At 65.2% G+C, this 23,327-nt stretch carries 24 protein-coding genes and 1 pseudogene; 15 read left to right on the top strand and 10 right to left on the bottom strand.

All coding sequences use genetic code 11. The annotated features are described in order from the left end of the window. The first annotated feature begins 131 nt into the window (after positions 1-131). Both AB0362_RS05555 and AB0362_RS05550 read left to right on the top strand, forming a co-directional pair. A pseudogene (locus AB0362_RS05555) lies at positions 132-1,345 on the top strand (acyl-CoA dehydrogenase family protein). 95 nt (positions 1,346-1,440) lie between these two features. Continuing rightward, positions 1,441-1,839: a VOC family protein gene (locus AB0362_RS05550; protein ID WP_366235102.1), complete on the top strand. Its 399-nt coding sequence runs from the start codon at positions 1,441-1,443 to the stop codon at positions 1,837-1,839. A 20-nt stretch (positions 1,840-1,859) separates the two neighbouring features. Here the strand turns inward: AB0362_RS05550 and AB0362_RS05545 are convergent, their stop codons facing one another. From AB0362_RS05545 to AB0362_RS05530, 4 genes are all read right to left on the bottom strand, one after another. After that, positions 1,860-3,365, bottom strand: coding sequence for a protein adenylyltransferase SelO (locus tag AB0362_RS05545; RefSeq protein ID WP_366235101.1), 1,506 nt, complete (start codon positions 3,363-3,365; stop codon positions 1,860-1,862). Positions 3,366-3,426: 61 nt separating this feature from the next. Continuing rightward, complete coding sequence (locus AB0362_RS05540) at positions 3,427-4,248, bottom strand: ABC transporter ATP-binding protein (RefSeq protein ID WP_366235100.1); 822 nt, start codon at positions 4,246-4,248, stop codon at positions 3,427-3,429. Then, a complete protein-coding gene (locus tag AB0362_RS05535; protein WP_366235429.1) occupies positions 4,245-5,210 on the bottom strand; it encodes an iron chelate uptake ABC transporter family permease subunit in 966 nt (321 codons plus the stop codon). The genes AB0362_RS05540 and AB0362_RS05535 overlap by 4 nt, the downstream gene beginning before the upstream one ends. 98 nt (positions 5,211-5,308) lie before the next feature. Then, positions 5,309-6,355, bottom strand: coding sequence for an ABC transporter substrate-binding protein (locus AB0362_RS05530; protein ID WP_366235099.1), 1,047 nt, complete (start codon positions 6,353-6,355; stop codon positions 5,309-5,311). A 179-nt stretch (positions 6,356-6,534) separates the two neighbouring features. Between AB0362_RS05530 and AB0362_RS05525 the strand changes: the two genes are divergently transcribed. Further along, entirely contained in the window at positions 6,535-6,954 is a 420-nt protein-coding gene (locus AB0362_RS05525; protein WP_366235098.1) for a nitroreductase/quinone reductase family protein, read from the top strand. Positions 6,955-7,069: 115 nt separating this feature from the next. Here AB0362_RS05525 and AB0362_RS05520 read toward each other — a convergent pair whose 3' ends face one another. Next, the gene (locus AB0362_RS05520; protein WP_366235097.1) at positions 7,070-7,687 is read right to left on the bottom strand and encodes an NAD(P)H-dependent oxidoreductase; all 618 of its coding nucleotides are present in this window, start codon (positions 7,685-7,687) and stop codon (positions 7,070-7,072) included. A gap of 79 nt (positions 7,688-7,766) precedes the next feature. Here AB0362_RS05520 and AB0362_RS05515 point away from each other — a divergent pair, with 79 nt between their 5' ends. After that, positions 7,767-8,342 carry a TetR/AcrR family transcriptional regulator gene (locus AB0362_RS05515; RefSeq protein ID WP_366235095.1) on the top strand — a complete coding sequence of 192 codons (576 nt, stop codon included), beginning with the start codon at positions 7,767-7,769 and terminating at the stop codon, positions 8,340-8,342. A gap of 26 nt (positions 8,343-8,368) precedes the next feature. Here the strand turns inward: AB0362_RS05515 and AB0362_RS05510 are convergent, their stop codons facing one another. Further along, on the bottom strand, positions 8,369-8,623 hold the full coding sequence (locus tag AB0362_RS05510) for a hypothetical protein (RefSeq protein ID WP_366235094.1): 255 nt from the start codon (positions 8,621-8,623) through the stop codon (positions 8,369-8,371). Positions 8,624-8,785: 162 nt separating this feature from the next. Here AB0362_RS05510 and AB0362_RS05505 point away from each other — a divergent pair, with 162 nt between their 5' ends. From AB0362_RS05505 to AB0362_RS05490, 4 genes are all read left to right on the top strand, one after another. Beyond that, positions 8,786-9,316, top strand: a complete 531-nt coding sequence (locus AB0362_RS05505) for a hypothetical protein (protein WP_082898847.1) — start codon at positions 8,786-8,788, stop codon at positions 9,314-9,316. A gap of 181 nt (positions 9,317-9,497) precedes the next feature. Beyond that, on the top strand, positions 9,498-10,970 hold the full coding sequence (locus AB0362_RS05500; protein ID WP_366235093.1) for a PepSY domain-containing protein: 1,473 nt from the start codon (positions 9,498-9,500) through the stop codon (positions 10,968-10,970). Further along, positions 10,967-11,521, top strand: coding sequence for a copper chaperone PCu(A)C (locus tag AB0362_RS05495; protein WP_366235092.1), 555 nt, complete (start codon positions 10,967-10,969; stop codon positions 11,519-11,521). Before AB0362_RS05500 ends, AB0362_RS05495 begins: the two co-directional genes overlap by 4 nt. Beyond that, a complete protein-coding gene (locus AB0362_RS05490) occupies positions 11,514-12,737 on the top strand; it encodes a Dyp-type peroxidase (RefSeq protein ID WP_366235091.1) in 1,224 nt (407 codons plus the stop codon). The genes AB0362_RS05495 and AB0362_RS05490 overlap by 8 nt, the downstream gene beginning before the upstream one ends. Before the next feature lie 30 nt (positions 12,738-12,767). Here AB0362_RS05490 and AB0362_RS05485 read toward each other — a convergent pair whose 3' ends face one another. Then, positions 12,768-13,889: a TIGR03364 family FAD-dependent oxidoreductase gene (locus tag AB0362_RS05485; protein ID WP_366235090.1), complete on the bottom strand. Its 1,122-nt coding sequence runs from the start codon at positions 13,887-13,889 to the stop codon at positions 12,768-12,770. Between the two features lies 1 nt (position 13,890). Then, positions 13,891-14,604, bottom strand: a complete 714-nt coding sequence (locus AB0362_RS05480; protein WP_317548120.1) for a GntR family transcriptional regulator — start codon at positions 14,602-14,604, stop codon at positions 13,891-13,893. A gap of 108 nt (positions 14,605-14,712) precedes the next feature. Between AB0362_RS05480 and AB0362_RS05475 the strand changes: the two genes are divergently transcribed. The 6 genes from AB0362_RS05475 to AB0362_RS05450 all read left to right on the top strand — a co-directional run bounded on the left by AB0362_RS05475 (position 14,713) and on the right by AB0362_RS05450 (position 20,754). Continuing rightward, the gene (locus tag AB0362_RS05475; protein WP_366235088.1) at positions 14,713-15,411 is read left to right on the top strand and encodes a phosphonatase-like hydrolase; all 699 of its coding nucleotides are present in this window, start codon (positions 14,713-14,715) and stop codon (positions 15,409-15,411) included. A gap of 41 nt (positions 15,412-15,452) precedes the next feature. After that, the gene (locus AB0362_RS05470; RefSeq protein ID WP_366235428.1) at positions 15,453-16,421 is read left to right on the top strand and encodes a phosphate/phosphite/phosphonate ABC transporter substrate-binding protein; all 969 of its coding nucleotides are present in this window, start codon (positions 15,453-15,455) and stop codon (positions 16,419-16,421) included. Next, positions 16,421-17,227: a phosphonate ABC transporter ATP-binding protein gene (phnC, locus tag AB0362_RS05465; protein ID WP_366235086.1), complete on the top strand. Its 807-nt coding sequence runs from the start codon at positions 16,421-16,423 to the stop codon at positions 17,225-17,227. The genes AB0362_RS05470 and phnC overlap by 1 nt, the downstream gene beginning before the upstream one ends. After that, positions 17,224-18,816, top strand: coding sequence for a phosphonate ABC transporter, permease protein PhnE (gene phnE, locus AB0362_RS05460; RefSeq protein ID WP_366235085.1), 1,593 nt, complete (start codon positions 17,224-17,226; stop codon positions 18,814-18,816). Before phnC ends, phnE begins: the two co-directional genes overlap by 4 nt. Beyond that, positions 18,792-19,874, top strand: coding sequence for a zinc-binding dehydrogenase (locus AB0362_RS05455; RefSeq protein ID WP_366235084.1), 1,083 nt, complete (start codon positions 18,792-18,794; stop codon positions 19,872-19,874). Before phnE ends, AB0362_RS05455 begins: the two co-directional genes overlap by 25 nt. 82 nt (positions 19,875-19,956) lie before the next feature. Continuing rightward, positions 19,957-20,754, top strand: a complete 798-nt coding sequence (locus AB0362_RS05450) for a DNA-formamidopyrimidine glycosylase family protein (protein WP_366235082.1) — start codon at positions 19,957-19,959, stop codon at positions 20,752-20,754. Positions 20,755-20,871: 117 nt separating this feature from the next. Here the strand turns inward: AB0362_RS05450 and AB0362_RS05445 are convergent, their stop codons facing one another. Continuing rightward, entirely contained in the window at positions 20,872-21,591 is a 720-nt protein-coding gene (locus AB0362_RS05445) for a GAF and ANTAR domain-containing protein (RefSeq protein ID WP_149404926.1), read from the bottom strand. 194 nt (positions 21,592-21,785) lie between these two features. Further along, positions 21,786-21,956: a CsbD family protein gene (locus AB0362_RS05440; RefSeq protein ID WP_027495724.1), complete on the bottom strand. Its 171-nt coding sequence runs from the start codon at positions 21,954-21,956 to the stop codon at positions 21,786-21,788. A 143-nt stretch (positions 21,957-22,099) separates the two neighbouring features. Here AB0362_RS05440 and AB0362_RS05435 point away from each other — a divergent pair, with 143 nt between their 5' ends. Then, positions 22,100-23,086: a YhjD/YihY/BrkB family envelope integrity protein gene (locus AB0362_RS05435; protein ID WP_149405571.1), complete on the top strand. Its 987-nt coding sequence runs from the start codon at positions 22,100-22,102 to the stop codon at positions 23,084-23,086. Positions 23,087-23,327 lie beyond the last annotated feature (241 nt).

Genomic DNA, 23,327 nt, shown 5'->3' with positions numbered 1-23,327 from the left:
TCGAATACCCGACGCCGATCGGAGGCTGAGATCCGAAACGGGAGAGCCGATGTGGTGGGACGGTTCCCGCCTGCCAGGAAAATCCCGTCGGTTCGGACGAATCGATCCACCCATGGGGGGATAGTGGTTCCATGGACACGCTGAATCCCGATGTACCGGACGACGTCTTCGCGGACGTGTTGAAGCAGATCTCCCAGTTCGTGCGATCACGTGTGGTTCCTCGTGAACTCGAGATCATGAACAACGATTCGATTCCGGACGATCTGCGACAGCAGTCCGCGGAGATGGGTCTGTTCGGCTACGCGATTCCGCAGGAGTGGGGCGGGTTGGGTCTGAATCTGATTCAGGACGTCGAGCTGGCCATGGAGCTCGGTTACACCTCGTTGTCGTTGCGATCGATGTTCGGCACCAACAACGGGATCGCCGGGCAGGTGCTCGTGGGGTTCGGTACCGACGACCAGAAGGCGACGTGGCTGCCGGGCATGGCAACCGGCGACATCGTCGCGTCCTTCGCGCTGACCGAGGACGGGGCCGGGTCGAATCCAGCGGGGTTGAAGACGACGGCGACGGTCGAGGGCTCGGGTTGGGTGATCAACGGCAGCAAGCGCTACATCACCAATGCACCGATCGCGAACATGCTCGTCGTCTTCGCCAAATTGGACCCGAAACCGCAGAGCGGCAACGGTATCGCGGTATTCCTGGTCCCTGCCGACACGGCCGGCATCGAGGTGGGCGTCAAGGACGCGAAGATGGGGCAGCAGGGCTCGGGCACTGCCGACGTGAACTTCACCGACGTGCGCGTCGAGGCCGATGCGTTGGTGGGCGGCAACGGCGACGCAGGAGTGGAGCCTGCGGAACGACCGATGATCGATATCGGGTACAAGGCGGCGATGACGTCGTTGGCGCGGGGCGGGTGCATATTGCGGCGTTGGCCGTCGGTCAGGCGCAGCGTGCCTTGGACGAGTCGGTGGCTCATGCCGCGTCGTCCACTCAGGGCGGGGAGCCGATCGGTAACTTCCAGTTGGTGCAGGCGATGATCGCCGATCAACAGGTCGGTGTCATGGCGGGCCGGGCGATGGTGCGTGAGGCGGCGCGGGCGTGGGTGCAGGAGACCGATCGCCGTATCGCGCCGTCCGCGGTGAAGTTGTTCTGCACCGAGATGGTCGGCCAGGTCGCCGATCTGGCCGTTCAGATTCACGGTGGTGCCGGGTACATGCGTGAGGTTCCGGTCGAACGCATCTACCGTGATGTCCGGCTGCTTCGGTTGTACGAGGGGACCAGCGAGATTCAACGACTGATCGTCGGCGGCGGTTTGATCAGAGCCGAACAGAAGCGGACGTCGTGAACACAACCCCGCCGAACGGGCAGTATTGCGCTGATCTCGGGTGGCACGCAGACGTCGGTGCCTAACGTGGACGGGGACGACGAAAGGACCAGCGCATGTCGCAATTCCCCGGCCTCTCCCACGTGGCCGTGACCGTATCCGATCTTGCCGCCAGCACCGAGTGGTACTCACGACTGTTCGACGCGTCGCCCGTACTCGACGAGGACGAAGAATCCGGCAACTATCACCACACCGTGTTCGCGCTCGACGGCGGAATGCTGTTCGGATTGCACACCCACGGCGACGCTCAGGTCTCCGGTGCCTTCGACGAGAAGAGAACGGGCGTGGACCATATCGCGTTCGGCTGCACACAGGACGACCTGGCGTCTTGGGTATCGACGCTCGACCGACTCGGCATCGCGCACAGCGGTGTCAAACACGCGCACTACGGGTCTGGAATCTCGTTCCGCGATCCCGACGACATCGCCCTCGAATTCTTTGCTGCGCCTGCCTGACCGCGCTGCCCTTCACATCTTCAGGTCCCGCAGAAGGTCCGAAATCCGGCACTGAAGTTCGCAGGCGCGGGCAGGGCGTACTCGGACCGTTCGTCGCGGCGGTCGAACGGTGTCGTGACGACGTCGAGCAGACGCTCGAAAGGCTCGAGATCGCCCTCGGTCGCGGACCTGAGTGCGGCGTCGACCAGATGGTTGCGGGGAATGTAAGCGGGGTTGACGCGATCCATCCCGTCGGCGATCGATGAAAAGTCCTGTCCCCGTGCCGAAACCGCTGACCGCCAACGCTCGAGCCACTCCGCGGACGCGTCCGGTGGAACGAGGGAATCGAACGGCGACGAGTCTCCGCGCAAGTTCTCGGCGAGGGCGCGGAAGGTCAGGGTCCAGTCGGCTCGGTGGTCGGTGAGCAACCGGTGCAGTTCGTCGACGAGCGCCGCGTCCGCGCCATCGTCTGTCAGGCCGAGCTTGAGAGCCATCGCGGCAGAGTAGTGCCGGCGGTAGCGTTCCCCGAACGTGTCCAGCACTGCGGTGAGAGCCGTGATGGCGGTATCGGGCGTCGAATCGACCAGGGGCAGTAGTGTTTCGCCGAATCTGGCCAGATTCCACCCGAGCACTGCGGGTTGATTGCCGTAGGCATAGCGTCCGCCGTGGTCGATGGAGCTGAACACCGTAGCCGGATCGTAGGAGTCGAGAAATGCGCACGGTCCGTAGTCGATGGTCTCCCCGGAGATCGTCGTGTTGTCGGTGTTCATGACACCGTGCGCGAATCCGACCGACATCCACTGCGCGACAAGCGATGCCTGGGCTTCGACGACGGCCTCGAAGAAGGCGAGACAGCGTTCCTCGGCCGGCAGCTCGAGCAGTGCCGGGTAGTGGCGGGCTATCGCGTAGTCGACGAGGGGCTGCGTGAGCCCCTCGCGCCGGGCCGCGAACTCGAAGGTGCCCACCCGCAGATGGCTCGATGCAACCCTGGCAAGCACCGCCCCGGGTTGCGGACCTCCTTCTCGCACCACCTGTTCACCGGTGGTGACGACGGCGAGCGAACGTGTGGTGGGAATGTGCAGCGCGTGCATCGCTGCGCTGATGAGGTACTCGCGCAGCATGGCGCCCACTACCGCTCTCCCGTCGCCCCCACGCGAGAACGGGGTAGCGCCGGACCCCTTGAGATGCAGGTCGACTCGATGGCCCCGACCATCGCGCAGCTCGCCGAGCAGCAGTGCTCGGCCGTCCCCCAACAGTGGAACGAAATTGCCGAACTGATGACCCGCGTACGCCATCGCCACAGTGGCGGATTCGGCCGGAGGAGTCGACCCGGACAGCACACCGGCTGCCTCGGCCGTGCGCAGCGACGCCGGGTCGAGCGCGAGTGACCGAGCGAGTTCATCGTCGAGAATCAACACCCGAGGATCCGGCGCGTGGGTGCCCTGCCACGGCACTGTCAGTCCAGGAACCTCGTCGGCGAAGGTCGTCTCGAACCCGAATGCGGGCAGGCCCGTGGTCGGTACGCCCGGTCTGGTGGATTCACTCATGGTTCAGGGGTACCACGAATCGTGGCACCCAATCCCCTGGGACTCTGCTGTCCGATGCCGTTCAGGGGCGAGATGCTGCGGCCACGCCGGAGTCCTGCGTCCTTGCGAAGGTCTCGTACCCGGCCGCCGCATCGAAACGGATGTGCACCCGTCCGTCGTCGCCGTCCACGGACACGCGCGCCCGCACTCGGTATACCTCGGCGATGAGTTCCTCGGTCAGCACGTCCGCAGGTGTGCCGCCTGCGACGACCCTGCCGTCCTGGAGTACCAACACCTCGTCGCAGAACATCGCGGCCAGGTTCAGGTCGTGCAACGCGACGATGCTGGTGATCGGGAGACGAGCGACGAGAGCCAGCAATTCAAGCTGGTGATGGATGTCGAGGTGGTTGGTCGGCTCGTCCAGCAACATCTCGCGGGGCTGTTGGGCAAGTGCGCGAGCGATGTGCGCCCGCTGCTGCTCACCACCGGAGAGGGTGCGCCACAATCGATCCGCTTTGTCGGTGAGTCCGGTCTGCGCGAGTGCATCGTCCACGGCGTCGTCGTCCAGGTCGCTTCCACCGAAAGCCCCGCGATGCGGGATGCGTCCCAGACGCACGACGTCTCCGACCGTCACATCGACGTCCGTGTGGGCGTGCTGACCCACGACTGCGACCGCGCGGGCGATGTGTCTGCGCTTGAGCGAACCGAGCTCCGCACCGTCGAGTTCGACGACACCAGCGGTGGGTGATGCGGCCCCGGCCATCAGGTGCAGCAGTGAGGACTTACCGGAACCGTTGGGGCCCAACAGTCCCACCATGCGGCCGGGCCCCGGATGCAGGGTCACGCCGTCGACCACCAGGACGCCACCGCGCTTCCAGGAGACGTTCGACGCGTGCAGGGTCATCGAATTCCTCTCTTGCGAGCCATGATTGCGATGAAGGCGGGAACGCCGACGAGTGCTGTCCCGACGCCCACCGGCAGTGGGGTCGGCGCGAACGCGACGCGGGAGACGGCGTCGACCCACACCATGAAGATCGCGCCGATGACGGCAGTGGTGGGCACGAGGCGGCTGTGGTTGGGTCCCACCAACAGACGCGCTGCGTGCGGAAGAATGAGGCCGACAAAACCGATGGCGCCGGCCACGCTGACCAGTGTCGCGGTGATCAGGGCGGTGCCGACGAGCAGAGTCAATCGGACCTTCTTGACGTCGAAGCCGAGCGAGGACGCCACCGAGTTGCCGAACGCGAACGCGTCGAGCACGTACGCGTAGTAACAACACACCACCGCGCCGATGCCGGCCACGGCCACACACAGTACGACGTCGTTCCATCGCACACCCTCGAACGAACCGAGCAGCCAGAACATCACGCCGCGCGTCTCGTCCGAGTCGGCGAACGCGAAGATCACGAAAGACGTCAGGGCCGAGAACAATTGAGTGGTTGCAACACCGGCGAGAATCACGCGATCGTTTCCGCTGCCGGACATGCGGGCGAGAAACAACACCAGGCCGAACGCGACGAGTGCACCGATGAACGCACCACCGGACAGCCCGAGCGCGGCCCCGCCGACACCGAGGACACCGACCACGACGGCACCCGTCGATGCGCCCGAGGACACCCCGAGCACGAACGGGTCCGCCAGGGGATTACGCAGGAGCGACTGCATGATGACGCCGCAGATACCGAGCCCGACGCCACTGGCTGCAGCGACGAGCGCACGGGGGAGTCGCTCCTCCCAGACGATCGCGTTCTTCGATACCTTCACCGGGATGTCGGTGATGCCGAGATGGTTGAGCACCACGTCGCGCACGTTGACCAGCGAGATGTTCGCCGGCCCGAGGGTGATGGCGACGAGGACCGACACCACGCACAGCACGACCCCGCCCAGCAGGGCGAACACCCAACGCCACAGGCTGCGGGAGGTCTGCGATCGCTGGGAGGAGCGCCGACGGGTGATGGTCGCGGTCAGGACGACAGTCCCAGGTCGCGCAGTCCGGCCGACACCTTCTCGACACCGTCGACGGCCCGAATCGACGGGTTCATCTCCGCACCGTGCAAGGAGATGTAGCGCTTGTCTCGGACGGCGGCCATCGTGCTGGTGACGGGGTCGGACTCGAGGAATGCGACCTTGTCGGCGAGCAGGTCACCGGGAAAACGGTTGCGCGCCAGGTCGCCCAGTACCAGGACGGTCGGATCCCGATCCACCATGGTCTCCCAGCCGACTGCAGGCCAGTCGTCGTCGGTGTCGGCGAAGACGTTCGTCATGCCGACCGTTCTGGCGAGCAGATCGGCCGATCCCCGTCCACCTGCGATGTACGGACTCTTGGTGTCCGCGAACCAGAATGCCACGGAGACATCCGATTCGGCGGTGGTCGCGGTGGCGTCGGCCATGCGGGACTTCAGTTCGTCGACGAACTCGGCACCGCGCTCGTTGACGTCGAAGATCGCCGCGAGTTCGGTGATCTCCTGGTACAGCGACTCCATCGTGAGCGGCGTCGTTCGGGTGTTGCCCCCGTTGACGCTGCGACCGGCGTCGCAGTCGGTGGGTGAAAGATACGTGGCCGCAGCGGTTTCGGAGAAGCGGGACCGCTGAGCGACGCCGCCTTGCTCGAAGTGGCGTCCGAACGATGCAGTGACGAGATCGGGTTCGGTATCGACCACGACCTCGTAGGTGGGGGCGTTGTCGGCCAGTCGGGGAACCGAGGCGTTCGCGTCGGCGAGGTTCTCGCGGACCGGATCGGTCCAGGATGCGGTGCCGACCATGCGGTCCTGCACGCCGAGCGAGAGGAGAATTTCGGTGGAGTTCTGATCCAGCGACACCACCCGCTGAGGTGCCGAGTCGAAGGTCACCGACTCTCCGCAGTTGTCGATCGTCAATGGGTAGGTGGTCCCACCTGCGGTGGTGTCCGAGACCGCGTCGGGAACCTCCTCGGAGGCTCCGCACGCGACGAGCGATCCGACCAGGGCAGCAGCGGCGGCGAGAGTGCCTGCGCGGCGACGAACGTTGAGCACGTGGGGTGTCCTTCGGGTTCTGACAGCAACGAGCCGCCGGGGATCACCCGACGGCGCAGCGCGCCCGAGGCGCGCATGAGCACAGGCTAACCTTTGGTCGGCGGTGATGGAAATCGTCGCCGCTGAGCTGTCGGTGAGAAACCGGTCCGCGCCGACGCTGTCCGCGACATAATCGGTGGATGGCCGACTTCAACGAGATGATCATCGAGGAGTTCCGCAGTAACGGTGGGCACGTGTCCACGGCTGGGTTCGGCGACTCGCTGGTCGTCGTGCACTCGATCGGTGCCAAGAGTGGCGAGATCCGGCTGAATCCGCTGATGGCGATTTCCCAGCAAGGCAGCTGGTTGATCGTCGGCTCGGCAGCAGGTTCACCCAAAGACCCTGCCTGGGTTCACAATCTGCGCGCACATCCTCGCGTCGACATGGAGGTTCCCCACGATAGTGGAGTACGGACCGTCGCAGTGGAGGCCTCGGAAGTCCCCGACGCCGAATGGGCCGACAGTTGGCAGAAGTTCCTCGACGCCTCCTCCGGATTCGCGAAATACGTCGAGACCGCCGAGGGCCGTCGATTCCCGATCTTCCGCCTCACTCCCACCTGATCTCCCGGGGCGAGTTTTCCGACTTCGACAAGCGTTGCGCCTGAACGACAATGGACCTGAATGACAATGGATCCGTCGCCAGGGGACGCGGCGCTCCGAGCTCGTCGAGATCTGATCAGCCGGAGGCGAGGGCCTTCTGTCGGACGACCACCTGGTCGGCTATGGCAGAAGCGAGATCGGCGACCTCTGCATCGAGTGCCTCGCGACTCCTGGTATCGGTTTCGTACAGGAAGTTCGTCGATCCCACTGTTGCACCGCAGTATTCGATGATGCCTCGCTCGATCTGCGTCCGGAAAGCGGCATCGACGCCGTGGCGCTCGAAGCTGTCGGCATCGTCGCCGGCAAGGGCAACCAGGTGGACGGTGAGTCGGTCCAACTTCTTGTCGAACCCGACTCCAGGGCTGTATTGGTACGCCCATCCGCTGACGAAGACGCGATCGATCCACCCTTTCAGTAACGCGGGCATCGACCACCAGTACATCGGGAAGACCAGAACCAGATGATCGGCGCGATCGATTCGTTCCTGTTCGGCACGCACGTCCGCCGGTGTGGTTCCGTTGCCGCGGAACAACTTCAGGTCTGCGTCCTCGAATCGAGGATCGAAGTTCTCGGCCGCCAGATCGGCCGTCTCGACGGTGTTGCCGGCGACGCGGATCGCGTCCGACACGGATCGAGCGACGTGGTGGGTCAGGGAGTCGGGGTCGGAATGGGAGACTACGACGAGTGTGGTCATGGCTGATTCCTTCGGTGCGGAGAAGCGGCTATGTACCAAGAGTAGGTTACTATTCGTATATAGCGCAAGGAGGTGCCCGATGGCCCGGACGCGACTGTCTCGCTCCGACCGATACGACCAGTTGGTGGAGGTCTCCTGGGCTCTCGTGCGGACGGAAGGAGCCGACGCTCTGACGCTCGGCCGGCTCGCCGAACATGCCGGCGTCGCAAAACCCGTGGTGTACAGCCACTTCGCCTCGCGTGCGGAACTCTTGGCCGCCCTGTTCACGGAATTCGACGACCGGCAAACGGTCATGCTCGAGGAATCCCTCCACGCTGCGCCCACCTCGTTGAACGGACGCGCACACGCAATCGCCAACTCGTACGTGGGCTGCGCGTTGGCACAGGGGCGTGAGCTGACGGGTGTGCTGGCGGCATTGGAGGGCTCGCCCGAACTCGAACAGGTCAAGCGATCGGCCGAACGGGCGTATTCCGATCGATGCCGGTCGATTCTCGAGCCGTTCAGCGGCTCCGGCGGGATCTCGGCATCGTCGATCACCGCGATCTTCGGTGCAGCGGACGCACTGTCGCACGCGGCGGTATCCGGAGTGCTGGGACCAGAGGAGGCGACGGAAGAATTGACCGAGCTGATCGTCGCCGTCGTCGGCAGGGGCTGACCGGTAGTCGACCGACGGGTACGCCGTCAGCCGGAGATTCGCGGCTGCACGGTGGGAAACCGGTTGCGCAACGCATCGAGCTGGCGATACAGCTCGTAGAGCGCCTGCTTCTGGGTCTGCGCTTCGTCGCTGTGCCACACATGGCTGCGGGAATCGCCTACCCGCAAGGCCTTGCGCGCCAGTTGCTCGGACTCTTCGACGCGACTCGACGCGGCTGCGATCTCGCTGGTCAGCATGTCGGCGAACACCCGAGCCTGGGCCGCGTCCGAATTCTCTGCCATGTGCGTCCACTCTCGATCTCGCGGCTCGACCGTTGATGGTTCGAGTACCGATGATCAGGATAACCAACCGGAAAAAGACCGTCGGACCGGCTTGCGCGGTCCGGAGGCGTCGTTCCGGTACCTGGACTACTACTCGGTGTAGTCGGTAGTAAGCTCCCGTCCATGTCTGCGCCAACGGATGGATTCGCGCTCCTGCGCGGTGCGTCCGTGGGCGGGCTCTCGGCGCTGGTCACCGTCGCAGCGCACACGTTCGGTGGGGGAATGCCTCCATCCGACGCGGCCATCGTGCTGTTGGCCGTCGTCTCCGCGGCGATCGGCTACGCGACCGCCGCGGCACCGACACCGGCGGCACCGCGCGCACAGCTGCTGATGATCCTGACTGCCGCGCAGTCGGTCGGACACCTGTTGCTCACCGCCGTCGACGGTCACCATCACGGTTCGATGCTCACCCAGCAGATGTTCGCGGCCCATGTGGTTGCCATCCTGGTCGGCGCTCTGGCCATCCGCGGAGCGGAGCACGGCATCCGGCGCGCAGTGACCTCGCTACGTGAGGCACTGCCTCTGTTGGCAGCTCTCGTCGTCGACGAGTCCCGCATCGCCCCTGAACTTCCGGTCTACCGACTCCCGGGAACGCCTCGCCTTCTCGACCTGTCGGGCTGCGGAAACCGCGGACCGCCTGCGCTTCGGACCTGACCGCAGCTCGTCACTCCCACCCGCCCTGTACGTAGGCGTCGGGTATCGAGCTGTCGCTGTCTGTTCGACGAGCCCTCACATCGCGCGATCCGCGCTGCCTCCAGCACGCCGGATCGTCTGTGCGATGCCTTCTCGCGCACCACTGCGCGCACCCACACATGCCTTCACGAAACGAGTCCTCATGTCCACACCGGAATTGGAACGCCTCGCCGATCCATCGCCGCCCACCCCTCCCGATCGCCCCCGAAGCTGGCGGCCGCTGATCATGCGTCTGCACTTCTACGCAGGCATCCTGGTGGCACCGTTCATCCTGATCGCCACCATCAGCGGCGGCCTCTACGCCGTGGCTCCCACCATCGAACAACTCGTCTATCGCGACTACGTCCACGTGGACACGACCGGCCCGGCCGTCCCCGTCGCCCAGCAGATTCGGGCAGCGCAGGCCGAACGACCCGACCTCACCGTCGCCGCCGTCCGCCCTGCAGCCGAGGCCGGCGACACCACTCGGGTGATGTTCACCGACCCGAGCTTGGGCGAATCGCAGCGGCTGGCTGTTTTCGTCGACCCCGCCACCGCGACGTCTGTGGGTGAGCTGGCGGTGTACGGCTCCTCCAGCGCCCTACCGTTGCGCACCTGGATCTCCGAACTCCATCGCCATCTGCACCTGGGGGAGCCAGGTCGCCTCTACAGCGAACTCGCCGCCTCGTGGTTGTGGGTGATCGCGCTCGGCGGCCTGTACCTGTGGTTCGAGCGATATCGACGCAACCGCGACAAGGCCAGGCTGTTGACCTTCGATCGAAAGTCGAAGGGCCGCAACAGGTCCTTGAACTGGCACGGCGTGGCTGGTATCTGGATCGCCGTCGGTCTGATCTTCCTGTCCGCCACCGGATTGACATGGTCCACCTACGCCGGGGAGAACGTCACCGAGCTGCGGTCGGCACTGAGCTGGACCACCCCCGCCGTCACCAAGACGATCGGCTCCTCCGACGTTGCGACGACCGATCATTCCGGTCACGGCGGTCATTCGATGGAGATGCCGGCCGATGCATCGACGACGGAGGACAACGTCGGTCGCATCGACTCGGTGCTGGGGATCGCCCGAGCGAACGGCATAGACGGTGCCGTGGAAGCATCCATTCCACCGTCGGCCGACACGGCGTTCGTCGTCGCCGAAACCCGTCAGCCCTGGGTGATGTCGAACGACTCCATCTCGATCGACGGTGCCGCCGGCACAGTGATCGACACCGTGTTCTTCTCCGATTGGCCCCTCGCGGCCAAGCTGTCGGCCTGGGGTATTCAGCTGCACATGGGCACGTTGTTCGGGGTAGCCAATCAGCTCGCGCTGCTTGCGCTCGCCGTCGCGCTGGCATCGGTCATCGTCAGGGGCTACATGATGTGGTGGAGACGCCGCCCCACCAAGGCAAGCGGCCTCACGGCCGGGCGGCCGCCTCTGCGCGGCGGCATTCGCCGCATCTCACCGATGTCCGTCACCGCGTTGGTGGTCGTCGCTGTCGCTGTCGGCTGGTTCGTCCCACTCCTCGGGCTGAGCCTGGTGGCCTTCCTCGCCGTCGACGTCCTGCTCGGCTCGATCCGTCGAGCACGGACCAGAACCACCAATTCCGCTGCTTCCCGCCACGAAAGCGAACTCGCATGAATCTCACCCGTCGCACCTCCACACTGTTGGCCGCGCTCTCGGTCACCGGCTTGATCCTCACCGGATGCTCCAACAACGAGCCCGCCGCCGCGGCGACGGAATCCGATTCGGTCGTCGTCCGCGAGCAATGGGTCAAAGCCGCCGACTCCGGTATGACGGCGGCCTTCGCCGAATTGCAGAACACCGGCGATTCCGATGTGCACGTGGTCGGTGCATCGTCTCCGGCGTCGAGCCGAATCGAATTGCACGAGATGGCAACCGGGGCGGACGGGGCGATGGTGATGCGGCCGAAGGAGGGAGGCTTCGTCATCCCGGCGGGCGGCACACACGTGCTCGCCGCGGGCGGCGATCACCTGATGCTGATGGACGTCACGTCGCCGCTGACCCCCGGAGCCGACGCGGAATTCACGCTCGAGTTCGAGGACGCGTCGAGCACGACGTTCACCGCGCAGGTCCGTGACTTCTCCGGGGCCCAGGAGAATTACGAGCCCGGCACCATGAGCATGGACATGGACGGGTCGGCAACCCCCGCGCCGGCACACGGTGGCTGACAACGAGAACCGGTCACCACGCTCGCTGAGCCGGCGACGTCTCCTCGGTGGAGGCGTCGCCGCGCTCGGCGTCGCGGGCGTGGGAGCCGCGACCGGTTACGGGATCGTCGGCAACCGAGCCGAGCAGACGGCCACCGGAAGTGAGACCGTGCCGTGGCGCGGCGTCCATCAAGCCGGTGTCGATACTGTTCCGCCGCAGGCACACTCGATGTTCGTCGGGTTGAACATGCAGGAACGCGTCGGACGCGACGAGCTGATCGGGATCCTGAAGGTCTGGACGGAGGACATCGGACGGTTGACGTCCGGTGCACCCGCACTGGCCGATACCGAAGCCGAACTGGCGCTAGAGCCCGCCCGCCTGACGGTGACCGTCGGGCTCGGTCCGGGTGTGTTCGATGCGATCGGTTTGCCGGATCGGCGGCCGTCGTGGCTGGCACCGCTTCCTGCGTTCGGAATCGACCGCCTGGAACCGGGATTCACCGGCGGTGATCTGCTGCTGCAGGTGTGCTCGGACGATCCTGTCACCGTTGCGCACGCTGTGCGGGTACTGACCAAGAACGTGCGCTCGTTGGTGACGATCGCCTGGACGCAGCGCGGATTCCGGCGTTCGCGTGGTACCGAGGAATCGGGCACCACGATGCGAAATCTGATGGGACAGGTCGACGGCACCGTCAATCCGGAGGCCGGAAGTACCGACTTCGACGGTGTGGTCTGGGACGGCGGGAGCGATCAGTCCTGGATGAAACACGGAACGTCGATGGTGTTGCGGCGCATCCGGATCGAGATGGACACCTGGGACGAGTTGGATCGACCCGGCCGGGAACTGTCGGTGGGGCGAACCCTCGACACCGGTGCCCCGTTGACCGGAACCGCCGAGTTCGACGAGGCCGATTTCGACGCAACCGATCGATTCGGAATTCCGGTGATCCCACCGTCCTCGCACATCGCGAGGGCACAGCATGTTCACGACGGCGAGCGAATCTTCCGGCGGGCCTACAACTACGACGACCCACCGGCTGCCGGATCGTTGTCGAACACCGGCTTACTGTTCGCGAGCTATCAGCGCGATGTGCTCACCCAGTTCCTGCCGATTCAGCAACGACTCGACGAATTCGATGCGTTGAACCAATGGACCACCCCGATCGGTTCTGCGGTGTTCGCCATACTTCCGGGAGTCGTCGACGACGGCTACCTGGGGCAGAGTCTGTTCGGGTAACCGGGACACCTGGGTGTTCACGAGGTGCACTCAGGCCGGTGCCAGAGCGCTGTCCACGTTGGCCAGCGCCAAACCCATGCTGGTCGTCATGCCTATCCCGGTGGTAACGGTGGCGATGTGCACGCGGTCCACCGGTTCCTCCAGCAGGAACTCCGAACCCGGTGCCGAACAGTAGATTCCCTGCCATCGCTCGGTGACGTCGATGCGGTCTACTCCGAAGAGCGACCGGGCCTCGGTGAGCAGCACCTGGAATCCTTCCTCGCTCTGGAACGGCGACGCGGTGATCTCACGAACGTGAGTATCGCCGAGCAGGATCGATCCGTCCGGTTGTGGGGTGTACATCTGGTGCAGATCGAGCTCGACGTAGCCGGGATACTCGGCCTGCAGGCGGGCAGCGACGTCGGCAACGGCGGGCAGGTTCTCGAAACCCGAGTACCTGAGCAGCGACCAACCGGTGAACAGCGGGGTGGGTAGCGGTGCGTGGAGGGGGAGCGTGGCGCGCAGCATGTGCAGCCGACATCGCACCAGTGCGTCGCGTTCGGCGTACTCGGGAAACAGTCGATCGATGTCGTGGTTGACGGTGACGAAGGTGGTGCCGGCCCGCAGTTCCCCGCGCGAGGTGTGGACTACGCCGGGGGCGAACGACGTTGCGGCGGTGCGCCAGAAGAAGTCGACCCCGGAGCTGTCGAGCCAACGCGCGATGGCCGGGGCGGCGGCGCGTGGGTCCACTTGGACGTCCAGCGGCAGATACATGCCGCCCACCACGTCGGTGTCGGCAATGGGGAGTCGGTCCAGTACCTCGGTGCGGCCCAGTAGTCGTACCTGCTCCTTGCCCCGCAGTTCGGCGAACTGCTCGAGCACTGCGTACTCGTCCTCGTGCCGGGCAACGCAGTGCGTCCCGGACTCGACAGCCCAGAAACCTGCCGTACGGGCGAGGTCGAGCCAGTGGCTGCGGCCGGCCCGAGCGTAGTCGAGTGCAGTACCGGATTGCGCTGTGATGCAGGCGTGTCCGAAGTTCTGCACCGATGCACCTGCCACGCGATCGGCATGATCGACCACCGCTACCGTCAGGCCGCGTCGGTGAGCGTGATAGGCGTGAGCGAGACCGACGATCCCGGCGCCGACGACCACGACATCATATTCTGTGGTCATCTCAGGCATCCATGACGGCGGTGAAGGTCATTCGGTCTCCGCGGTAGAGCGACCGTCGGTGTTCGATGGGAACCCCGTCCGTATCGTAGGAGACGCGGCCGAGCAGAAACATCGGTGTGCGGGTGTCGACGGTGAGGAGCGCAGCTTCTCGGGCGTCGGGAAGGACGGTTTCGATGGTGTCGACCACTCGTCCGAAGACGACTCCGCGCGTTCGTAATTCGGCATACAACGACGTTCGGTGATCGAAACTGTCCTGCAGCCCCGGAATGCGGTACGCGGGGATGCGAGTCGTCTCGAGACCCACTCGGACGTCCCCGGTGGTGAAGACGCGCTCGAGTTGGACCACCTCCGAACCGGTCTCGATTCCGAGCAGATCCGCGAGGGCGTCGTCAGCTCGGAACGTGTCCCAGCCGACCAGAATTCGGGTGGCACTCATGCCCTTCTCCCGCGCTGCCTCGGTGTAGGAACCGATCGCCAACGGTAATACCACTTTGGGTTCGGCAACGACGGTCGCGCGTCCGCGACGTTCGATTCGACCGGCCACCAACAGTTCTCGAATGGCTTGACGCAAGGTCTCGCGGGAGACGTCGTATCGATCGGCGAGATCGCGCTCGGACGGAAATGCGTCGCCTGCCGACATGCCGTCGAGCATGTCGTCGAGACTTCTACGCACGATCTGGTGCTTGAGCACGCGGGGTTCGCTGTCCACAACCATGAGCCGACCATAGCACCAATTGGTCTAGACCTAACTGTTGCTCGACGTTCACGAGTCGTTCACTCGAGTTCCACGCAATGGTCTATACCAAACGGCAGTCTCTCTCTCATGCCGAACTCCACTACCCCGAACGCCAGCACCGACATCGAACTCGTCGTCCTCGACATGGCCGGAACCACCGTCACCGACGACGGACTCGTGTTGGACGCGTTCGACGTCGCGGCCACCGCCGTCGGACTCGCATCCGAGGGACCCGAACGCGACGACGCCCGTCGCTACGTCCTGGACACGATGGGTCAGTCCAAGATCGAGGTGTTCCGTGCGCTGTTCGGAACCGAGGACCGTGCCCAGGCCGCCAACCGCGCCTTCGAGTCGGCCTACGACGCCCGTATCGACGACGGTATCGCGCCCGTTCCCGGTGCGGCGCAGGCCATCACGAAGCTCCGCGAGTCCGGGATCAGCGTCGTGCTGACCACAGGTTTCTCAGCACCGACACAGAAGCGAATCATCGACACGCTCGGCTGGCAGGATCTGCCCGACGCGTTCCTCGCGCCCGGTGAGGCCGGCCGTGGGCGTCCCCACCCGGATCTCGTCCTGTCGGCTGCGCTGTTCGCCGAGGTCAGTGACATCGCTGCGGTCGCCGTCGTCGGCGACACCTCGAGTGACATCCTGTCCGGTCGCCGGGCCGGCGCATCTCTGCTGGTCGGGGTGCTCACCGGAGCTCACTCCGTCGACCGACTGCGCGAGGCCGGTGCGACCCATGTACTCGACAGCGTCGCCGACCTTCCCCCCATCGTTCTGCCGTGAACACCATCCTCGCCCGAACCTCACCGAACGGACACCCCGCCATGATCGCCACCCCTCACCGTCGCGCTGTGACCGCCGCGGCCGTGCTCTCGGCTGCCGCACTCGTTGCAGCCGGTTGCTCCAGTTCTTCCGATGGAGCCACCACCGAGCAAGGATTCCCCGAGACCATCACGCTCGCTGCGATTCCCGCCGAGAATTCCACCGACCTGAAGGCCAGCTACGACCCGGTCATCGAGCGCCTCGAGAACGAGACCGGAGCAACCGTCGAGTTCATCCAGGCCTCGGACTACGCGGGTGTGGTCGAGGGCCTGATCGCGGGCAATGTCGATCTCGCCTTCTTCGGCCCGTTCGCCTACGTGGTCGCCGGAATCAACGGGGCCGACATGACGCCGCTGGGTGCCGTCGTTCAGGACGAGGGAACTCCGCCCGGCTACCAGTCCTACGGAATCGCCCGTTCGGACAACGCCTCGGTCGACGGGCTCGCCGATTACGCCGGTAAGAAGGTCTGTTTCGTCGACCCCAGCTCGACCTCCGGATTCCTCTACCCGACAGCGGGACTCATCGAGGACAATGTCATCGCTTCCGGTGCGGAGGCCGACATCTCGAGTGCAATGACCCCGATCTACGCGGGCGGACACGACGCCTCGGCCTTGGCCGTCAAAGCCGGTGATTGCGATGCCGGTTTCGCGTTCGACACCATGGTCGACCGGACGATGATCGACAACGGCGAGCTGGCACCCGGCGAGCTGAAGACAGTGTGGAAGTCCGAGATGATCGCCGGTTCGCTCTTCGCTGCCAACAACGATCTCGGTGCCGACGCCATCGCGAAGCTCGAGGACGTCTTCAGTGAGGGCATGAACTCCGATGCCTTCGTCGCGGACGGCATCTGCGCCGAGGAATGCCGCATCACCGACGAGGACGCCTGGGGCGTCGTGCCGGCGCAGGACAGCGATTACGACGGCGTGCGCCACGTATGCGAGGTCACCGGCTCCGAGAAGTGCCAGGGCTGATGATGTCCGCACCGATGGACCGGGGCGATGTCGTGGTCAGCGTTCGCAATGTCACCAAGACATTCGGATCCACCACCGCGCTCAGGGACGTGAATCTCGACGTGCACAACAGTGAGATGTTGGTACTGCTCGGGCTTTCCGGCTCCGGAAAGTCGACGCTGCTGCGGTGCATCAACGGGTTGCAGCCCGTCACCTCCGGTAGCGTCACCGCCCTCGACACTCGCGTCGATCTGGCAAACCGTCGCCGAGTGCGCGAACTGCGCCGCGATGTCGGTTTCATCTTCCAGCACTTCAATCTCGTCGGTCGGTTGAGCTGTCTCGAGAACGTACTCGTGGGCGGCATCGGTCGCCTGTCCTTTCCGCGCTACGGAGCCTTCACTTATCCGAAGGCGATGAGAGAGGAAGCCCGGGCGTGCCTCGACCGAGTCGGGTTGGCGGACTTCGCGCAGCGACGGGCCGACACGCTGTCGGGCGGCCAACAGCAACGGGTGGCGATCGCACGCACCCTGATGCAGCGTCCGCGGATCGTGCTCGCGGACGAGCCCGTCGCCTCGCTCGATCCCGAGAACGCGGGCGTGGTGATGGATCTGCTGCAGCGGGTGTGCAGCGAGGAGAAGCTGACCGTGGTGTGCACCCTGCATCAGGTCGATCTCGCGCTCGGCTGGGCGCATCGACTCGTGGGCCTGCGGGACGGTCGGGTGGTGCTCGATCGCCCGGCCGCCGGTCTCCGACGCGAGGACATCATGCCGATCTATCAGCGGATCGCGCCCGATCCCGGAAACATGACCACGGTGGCACCGACATGACCGTCACGGTCGAACCGAAGCCCACGAACACTGCTGCACAGAACGATCCGCGGCGACGTCGATGGCTGTTCCCGGCGCTGGGCGTCGCCGCGCTCGTCCTGACCGTACTCTCGGCGGGGTACATCGACTTCGCGCCGACGACCCTGATCGACGGTCTCGAAGACGTCGGTAACCTGCTCGAGCGGATGCTGCCGCCCCGCGTGGACGACACCGGCAGGATCGTCTCCCTCGCACTCGACACATTGCTCATGGCAGTACTGGGCACCGTGCTCGCAGCGATCGTCTCGGTACCGTTGGCGTTTCTCGCGGCGCGCAACACCTCGCCGCATCCGGTCCTCTACAGCGTTGCTCGCGCCGTCATCACGTTCTGCCGGGCGATGCCGGATCTGCTGTTCGCGGTGCTGTTCGTCAGGGCGCTGGGGATCGGAGTGTTGCCCGGCATCCTCGCCCTCGCACTGCATTCCATCGGCATGCTCGGCAAGCTGTTCGCCGACGCCATCGAAGAGACCGATGTGGGACCGCGAGAGGCGATCCGTGCCGCCGGAGCCGGCTACTACCGGGAGATGATCAATGCCGTTGTTCCGCAGGTCGTTCCGGCGTGGATCGGAGCCTTCGTGTATCGAATCGACATCAATCTGCGCATGTCGGTGGTCCTCGGCTTCGTCGGGGCAGGCGGTATCGGGTTCGCCCTGCAGGACGCTCTGCGGGGCCTGATCTACCCGCGTGCTCTCGGCATCGTACTGGTGATCCTGGTGATCATCGCCGCGATGGAATTGGCGGCGATGGCTCTTCGCCGCATGTTGCTGGTGCCGTCCGCGGCCGGCCCGCAGCGCGATCGACTGATGCGCATCGGAGCGTCGGCCGTGCTCGTCGTCGCGGTCGTGGCGTCGTTCGTGGTGCTCGAATTGGATCCGCGCTCGCTTCTGACGTGGATCGGGCCGTCGATCGACGTGTTCGGGCGTATGGTCCCACCGGACTTCTCCGCGCTGGGAGCGGACCTGTTCGACGCCGCCGTACAGACCGTTGCCATCGGAGTCGTGGCCACCGCCATCGGTATCGTTCTGTCGATACCCGTCGGAGTTCTGGCCGCGCGCAACGCAACTCCGCATCCCGCGGTGTACTGGGTCGCGAGATCCTGGATCCTGCTGGTCCGCGCGGTCCCCGAACTCATCCTCGCTGTCGTATTCGTCGCGGCGCTCGGACTGGGCCCGGTGGCGGGAACCTGCGCACTGGCCATCGGGTCCGTAGGATTCCTCGGCAAACTCGTCGCCGACGCGATCGAGGAGATCGATCCCGGTCCCCTCGAAGCGGTGGCGTCGGTCGGTGGCGGTTGGTGGAATCGGACACTGAGTGCGGTTGTTCCTCAGGCTGTTCCGTCGATGGTCGGTTCGAGCCTGTATCTGCTCGACGTGAACATCCGCACCTCGACCATCCTGGGGATCGTCGGTGCAGGCGGTATCGGCTTCCTGCTCTTCGAGTCGATTCGTACTCTGAACTTCGACGTCGCCGGTGCGATCGTTCTCGTCATCTTCGTCGTCGTGTACATCGTGGAAAGGATCTCCGGATGGATCAGATCATTGTTGGTCTGACGCAGGCCGCTGTCTGGACGGGGAGTGGAATCGAACTGCGGGACATAGAGATTCCCGCTCTCGAATCGGGTGAGATGTTGGTGCGCGTCGATCTCGCCACGGTGTGCGGGAGCGACCTGCACACCGTGTCCGGTCGACGGCACGGTGCGTGCCCGTCGGTGCTCGGGCACGAGGCCGTCGGTCACGTGATTGCCATCGGCGATGCGGTATCGGCTGTCGAGGTGGGGGATCGGATCGTCTGGTCGGTCACGGTGTGCTGTGGTCGGTGCGCCCGATGTGTCCGCGGGTTCACGGCCAAATGTTCGGCCGTGCGCAAGGTGGGTCACGAGTCTGCCGAGAGCACATGGGCTCTCAGCGGCTCCTATGCTCGACACATCGTGCTCCCACGCGGAACCGCAGTGGTCCGAGTTCCCGACACCATGCCCGACGCCGTCGCCGCGCCCGCAGCGTGTGCGACGGCGACGGTGATGGCCGCCCTCGACGCCGCCGGTGCGATCGACGGTCGACGAGTACTGATCGTCGGGGCAGGGATGCTGGGGGTGACCGCCGCTGCGGCGGCCAGGGAGCGAGGTGGAGCGGTGTCGGTCCTGGACCGAGACCTGCAGCGGCAGAAACAATCCCGTGCATTCGGGGCCGTGGAGGACGGCGGTGCACTGACCGATGTGGCGATCGACTTCTCCGGATCGTCCTCGGCCGTGCAGGCGGCCTCGGGGCGACTCGACGTCGGTGGGCGGCTCGTCCTCGCCGGATCCGTCGCGCCCGGTGCCCCGATCACCGTCGACCCCGAAGCGGTGGTCCGAAACTGGCTGACCATCACCGGAATCCACAACTACGAACCGCGGCACCTCCACCAGGCCGTTGCCTTCCTCCGCGATACCGGCGAGAAGTATCCGTGGGAATCTCTCGTCGAGGCACCGGTTCCATTGGCCGAACTCGAATCGGTGTTGCGGCCGACGCCGTCGGGAATTCTCCGGTCGTCGGTCACGCCCTGGGCTCACGGTCTGTCGACGAGGTCCAACGACTGTCCGGCGCGTCCGGCCGGTGTCGCTTCGCGGTGATGTCTGCGTCGGCGGAGGTGCTCATCGCACGAGCGGGCCGAGCGTGCGATTACGGTTGTGCCGAGCGGGATACCCCCGAAGCATGCCCGAAGGCGACACCGTATTTGCACTGGCCGCGAGGTTGCGTCGAGCATTGGACGGCGCGACGCTGCGGGCCGGAAGGCTGCAGGTGCCAGCGCACGCAGTCGAGAACCTGGCCGGGCGAACCGTCGTCGGGCATCGGACACACGGCAAGCATCTGCTGACCGATTTCGAGAACGACACGACGCTGCATACGCATCTGCGGATGAGCGGTTCGTGGACGGTGGTGCGGGTCGGTCGTTCGATTCCGCAGCGCATCCGACCCGACGTGCGCGTCCGGCTTGCCGTGGTCGACGGGCCGACCGCCTACGGAGTCCTGCTGCCGGTCGTCGACTACGGATACACGAGGGACATGAACGGGCTGATCGCGCATCTCGGGCCGGACCCGCTGCACCCGACGTTCGACGCCGAGCGCGGAGTTGCCAACATCGCCGCCCAGGGACGCCGGCCGATCGTTGCGACGTTGCTGGATCAGCGGGTGATTGCCGGTCCCGGAAATCTGTGGGCCAACGAGCTGTGTTTTCTGCGCGGCCTGTGGCCGTGGACGCCGTCGAGTGATGTCGACGCGCAGAGATTGGTCGCGTTGCTCGAGCGAGCGATGCGTCATTCGGCGACGGTTCCGGGTGCGATGCAGGTGACCACCGGGGACACTCGCCGGGGTCGATCGCACTGGGTTGCAGGGCGGGCAGGAAAGCCGTGTCTGCAGTGTGGGACGTCGATTCGGGTGGTCGCGGAGACAGCAGGAGATCCGGACAAGCGTCGAACATGGTGGTGTCCGACCTGCCAACCGGAGCCCTAGCGACGAGCGGTCGATCGCTGTTGGCTCAACGACATAACCGCCCGCGGGTATCGCGTGTTGCCTGCCGATACCAACGACTGCTTTCCTCGTGACCGAAAGATCGAAACCTGGGGGTCGTCAGAAGGTCGAATTGGTCGGGTGATCGGTATCGACCAAGTCGTGAGCCACCTTGTGCAGAGGCTGATTCTGCTGCTGCGAGAGCTTCGCCAGCAGCTCGAACGCCTGCACCGCGTCGAGATCGTAGCGTTCCATGATCATTCCCTTGGCCTGGCCGATGATGTCGCGACTGGCCAGGCCCGTCCGGAACTGCTCGTTGTCGCGGGCGCTGAGCAAGGCAATGGCGGCATGCGCTGCGAGGGCTTCCCCGATCTCGACCGCGTCGACATCGAAGGCACGCGGCTCGTCACTGTAGAAGATCAAGGCACCGAGGTCGTCCGCGTTGCTGTAGAGCTGAAACGCCGCCAAGGATTTGAATCCCTCGTTCACGGCCAGAACCGCGAACTCCGGCCATCGTGGCTCGGACGTGAGGTCGTCCGAGACGACGACATCGAAGTGGCGAACCTCGGTGGGAATCGGGCCCTCGTCGAGCTCGTACTGCAGTCGACACAGCTTTTCGGCCAAAGGGTCGGTGGATGCCACCACGGTGCGGACGCCTTTGCTGACCGTGGTGACGCAGCCGACGGTTGCACCCGGTATGAGCCGGATGGAGGTGCGCAAGATCTCTGCCATCGTCTCGGGCATCGAACGGCGGGTATCACGCAACGACCGCGCGAATTCGGCGAGTGACGATGCAGGGGACGATCCGGGAAGCTGCACATCGGGCGATGATTGCGACATTCACACGGTCCTCTCGCATAGGACCCCTGCCGCTCTTCGCCGGAGAGATCCACGATCTTGCGCCTTCTGCTGGACGCCCGTGCCGGCTCGAGAGCCAGCGCTGTGCACTTTATACGCTTCCGCCGAAACGGTTGTTCGTCGAACAGCGCGAGGGCCGCCGATCACCTGATCGACGGCCCTCACCGAAGTACGACTTACTTGAAGGTGTCCTTGATGTTCTCGCCGACCTTCTTCACGCCTGCCGAACCCTGGTCCTTCTTGCCCTCGGCCTCGAGGTCCTTGTTGTTCGTGGCGTCGCCGACAACTTCCTTCGCCTTGCCGATGGCGTCTTCTGCTGCGTTCTTGGCCTTGTCGATGAAGCTCATGTGAGTTCCTTTCCTCGTGCCGGGTTGGTACTGAAGACTTAGTCGGAGCCCGTCGACCAAAGCGCACGTTCGCGTGCTGAGATCTGGGTCACACGTGCCGTCGACGTTTCCGTGGTGCCTGCGGTGGTTACATTCGTCCGATGATGGTCGCCAAGGTGGACAGTTATCAGCGCAGGCATCCGTCGGCGGGTTTCCCGCTGGCAGTGCTGTACAAATTTCTCGACGACCGTGGCGGCTACCTCGCGGCCCTCATCGCGTACTACTCGTTCCTGTCGTTGTTCCCGTTGCTGCTGCTCTTCACCACCGTGCTGGGAATCGTGCTGGCCGGGGACCCGGAACTGCAGACCCGCATCATCGATTCGGCCATGAGCCAGATCCCGGTCATCGGTGATCAACTCGGACAGCCGGATCGGCTCAGCGGCGGAACGACCGCCATCGTCATCGGCGTGGTGGGGTCGCTGTACGGCGGACTGGGAGTGTCACTGGCCGCTCAGTACGCAATGAACACCGCGTGGTCGGTCCCGCGAAACGAACAACCGGATCCGATCAAGGGTCGGCTGCGCGGGCTGCTGCTGCTCAGTACCGTCGGCACCGCCATCATCGGCCTGACCGTTCTCAACGGCGTCGCGTCCTCGGGCGTGTTCGGATTCGCCGGTGGCGCACTGGCACTCGTCGGAGCGGTCGTGGTCAACGCCGTGGTCTTCACTGCCGCGTTCCGAATCGGGACCGCCCGCGCCCTGAGTGTGCGCGAGGTTCTGCCCGGTGCCGCGATCGCCGCGGTGATCTGGCAGGCACTGCAATCGTTCGGCGGCATCTACATTCGCTATGTCGTCGGCAACGCCAGCGCCAGCAACGGGATCTTCGCGATCGTCCTCGGCCTGCTCGGCTTTCTCTACGTCTCGTCGGTGCTGATCGTGCTGTGCATCGAAATCAACGCCGTACGAGTCGACCACCTGCATCCCCGAGCGTTGTTGACTCCGTTCACCGACAACGTCGAGCTCACCGAGGGTGACAAAAACTCCTACACCGGACAAGCAGAAGCGCAGCGCAACAAGGGATTTCAGGACATCACGGTCACCTACGACGAGCCGGAGTCGGTGACGGAGAAGGACTCGCCGCCGAGCAAGTAATGGGTGGTGGTGCGTGGCATCGGCGGGGGTAGCGGGGGGCAAATGCGCGCGCATTCGCCAGGTGCTCACGGAATAGCCAGGTGATCGGGCGCGAAATCGCGTGCGGATGGCAAACGCGCGCGCATTTGCGGGGACTGGGGCGGCGGGGAGAACTGGGGGCGGCGAGAACTGGGGGAGGCGGGTACCCGGGCGTCGGAGGCTGATCGCCGGAGGGGGCTGATCGGCGGCGATCGCAAATGCG

The organism is Rhodococcus sp. NPDC079359, assembly GCF_040702585.1.
Lineage (GTDB): Bacteria > Actinomycetota > Actinomycetes > Mycobacteriales > Mycobacteriaceae > Rhodococcoides.
Note: the sequence above shows the minus strand (reverse complement) of the source record. Positions and strands in the feature narration are given on the sequence as shown.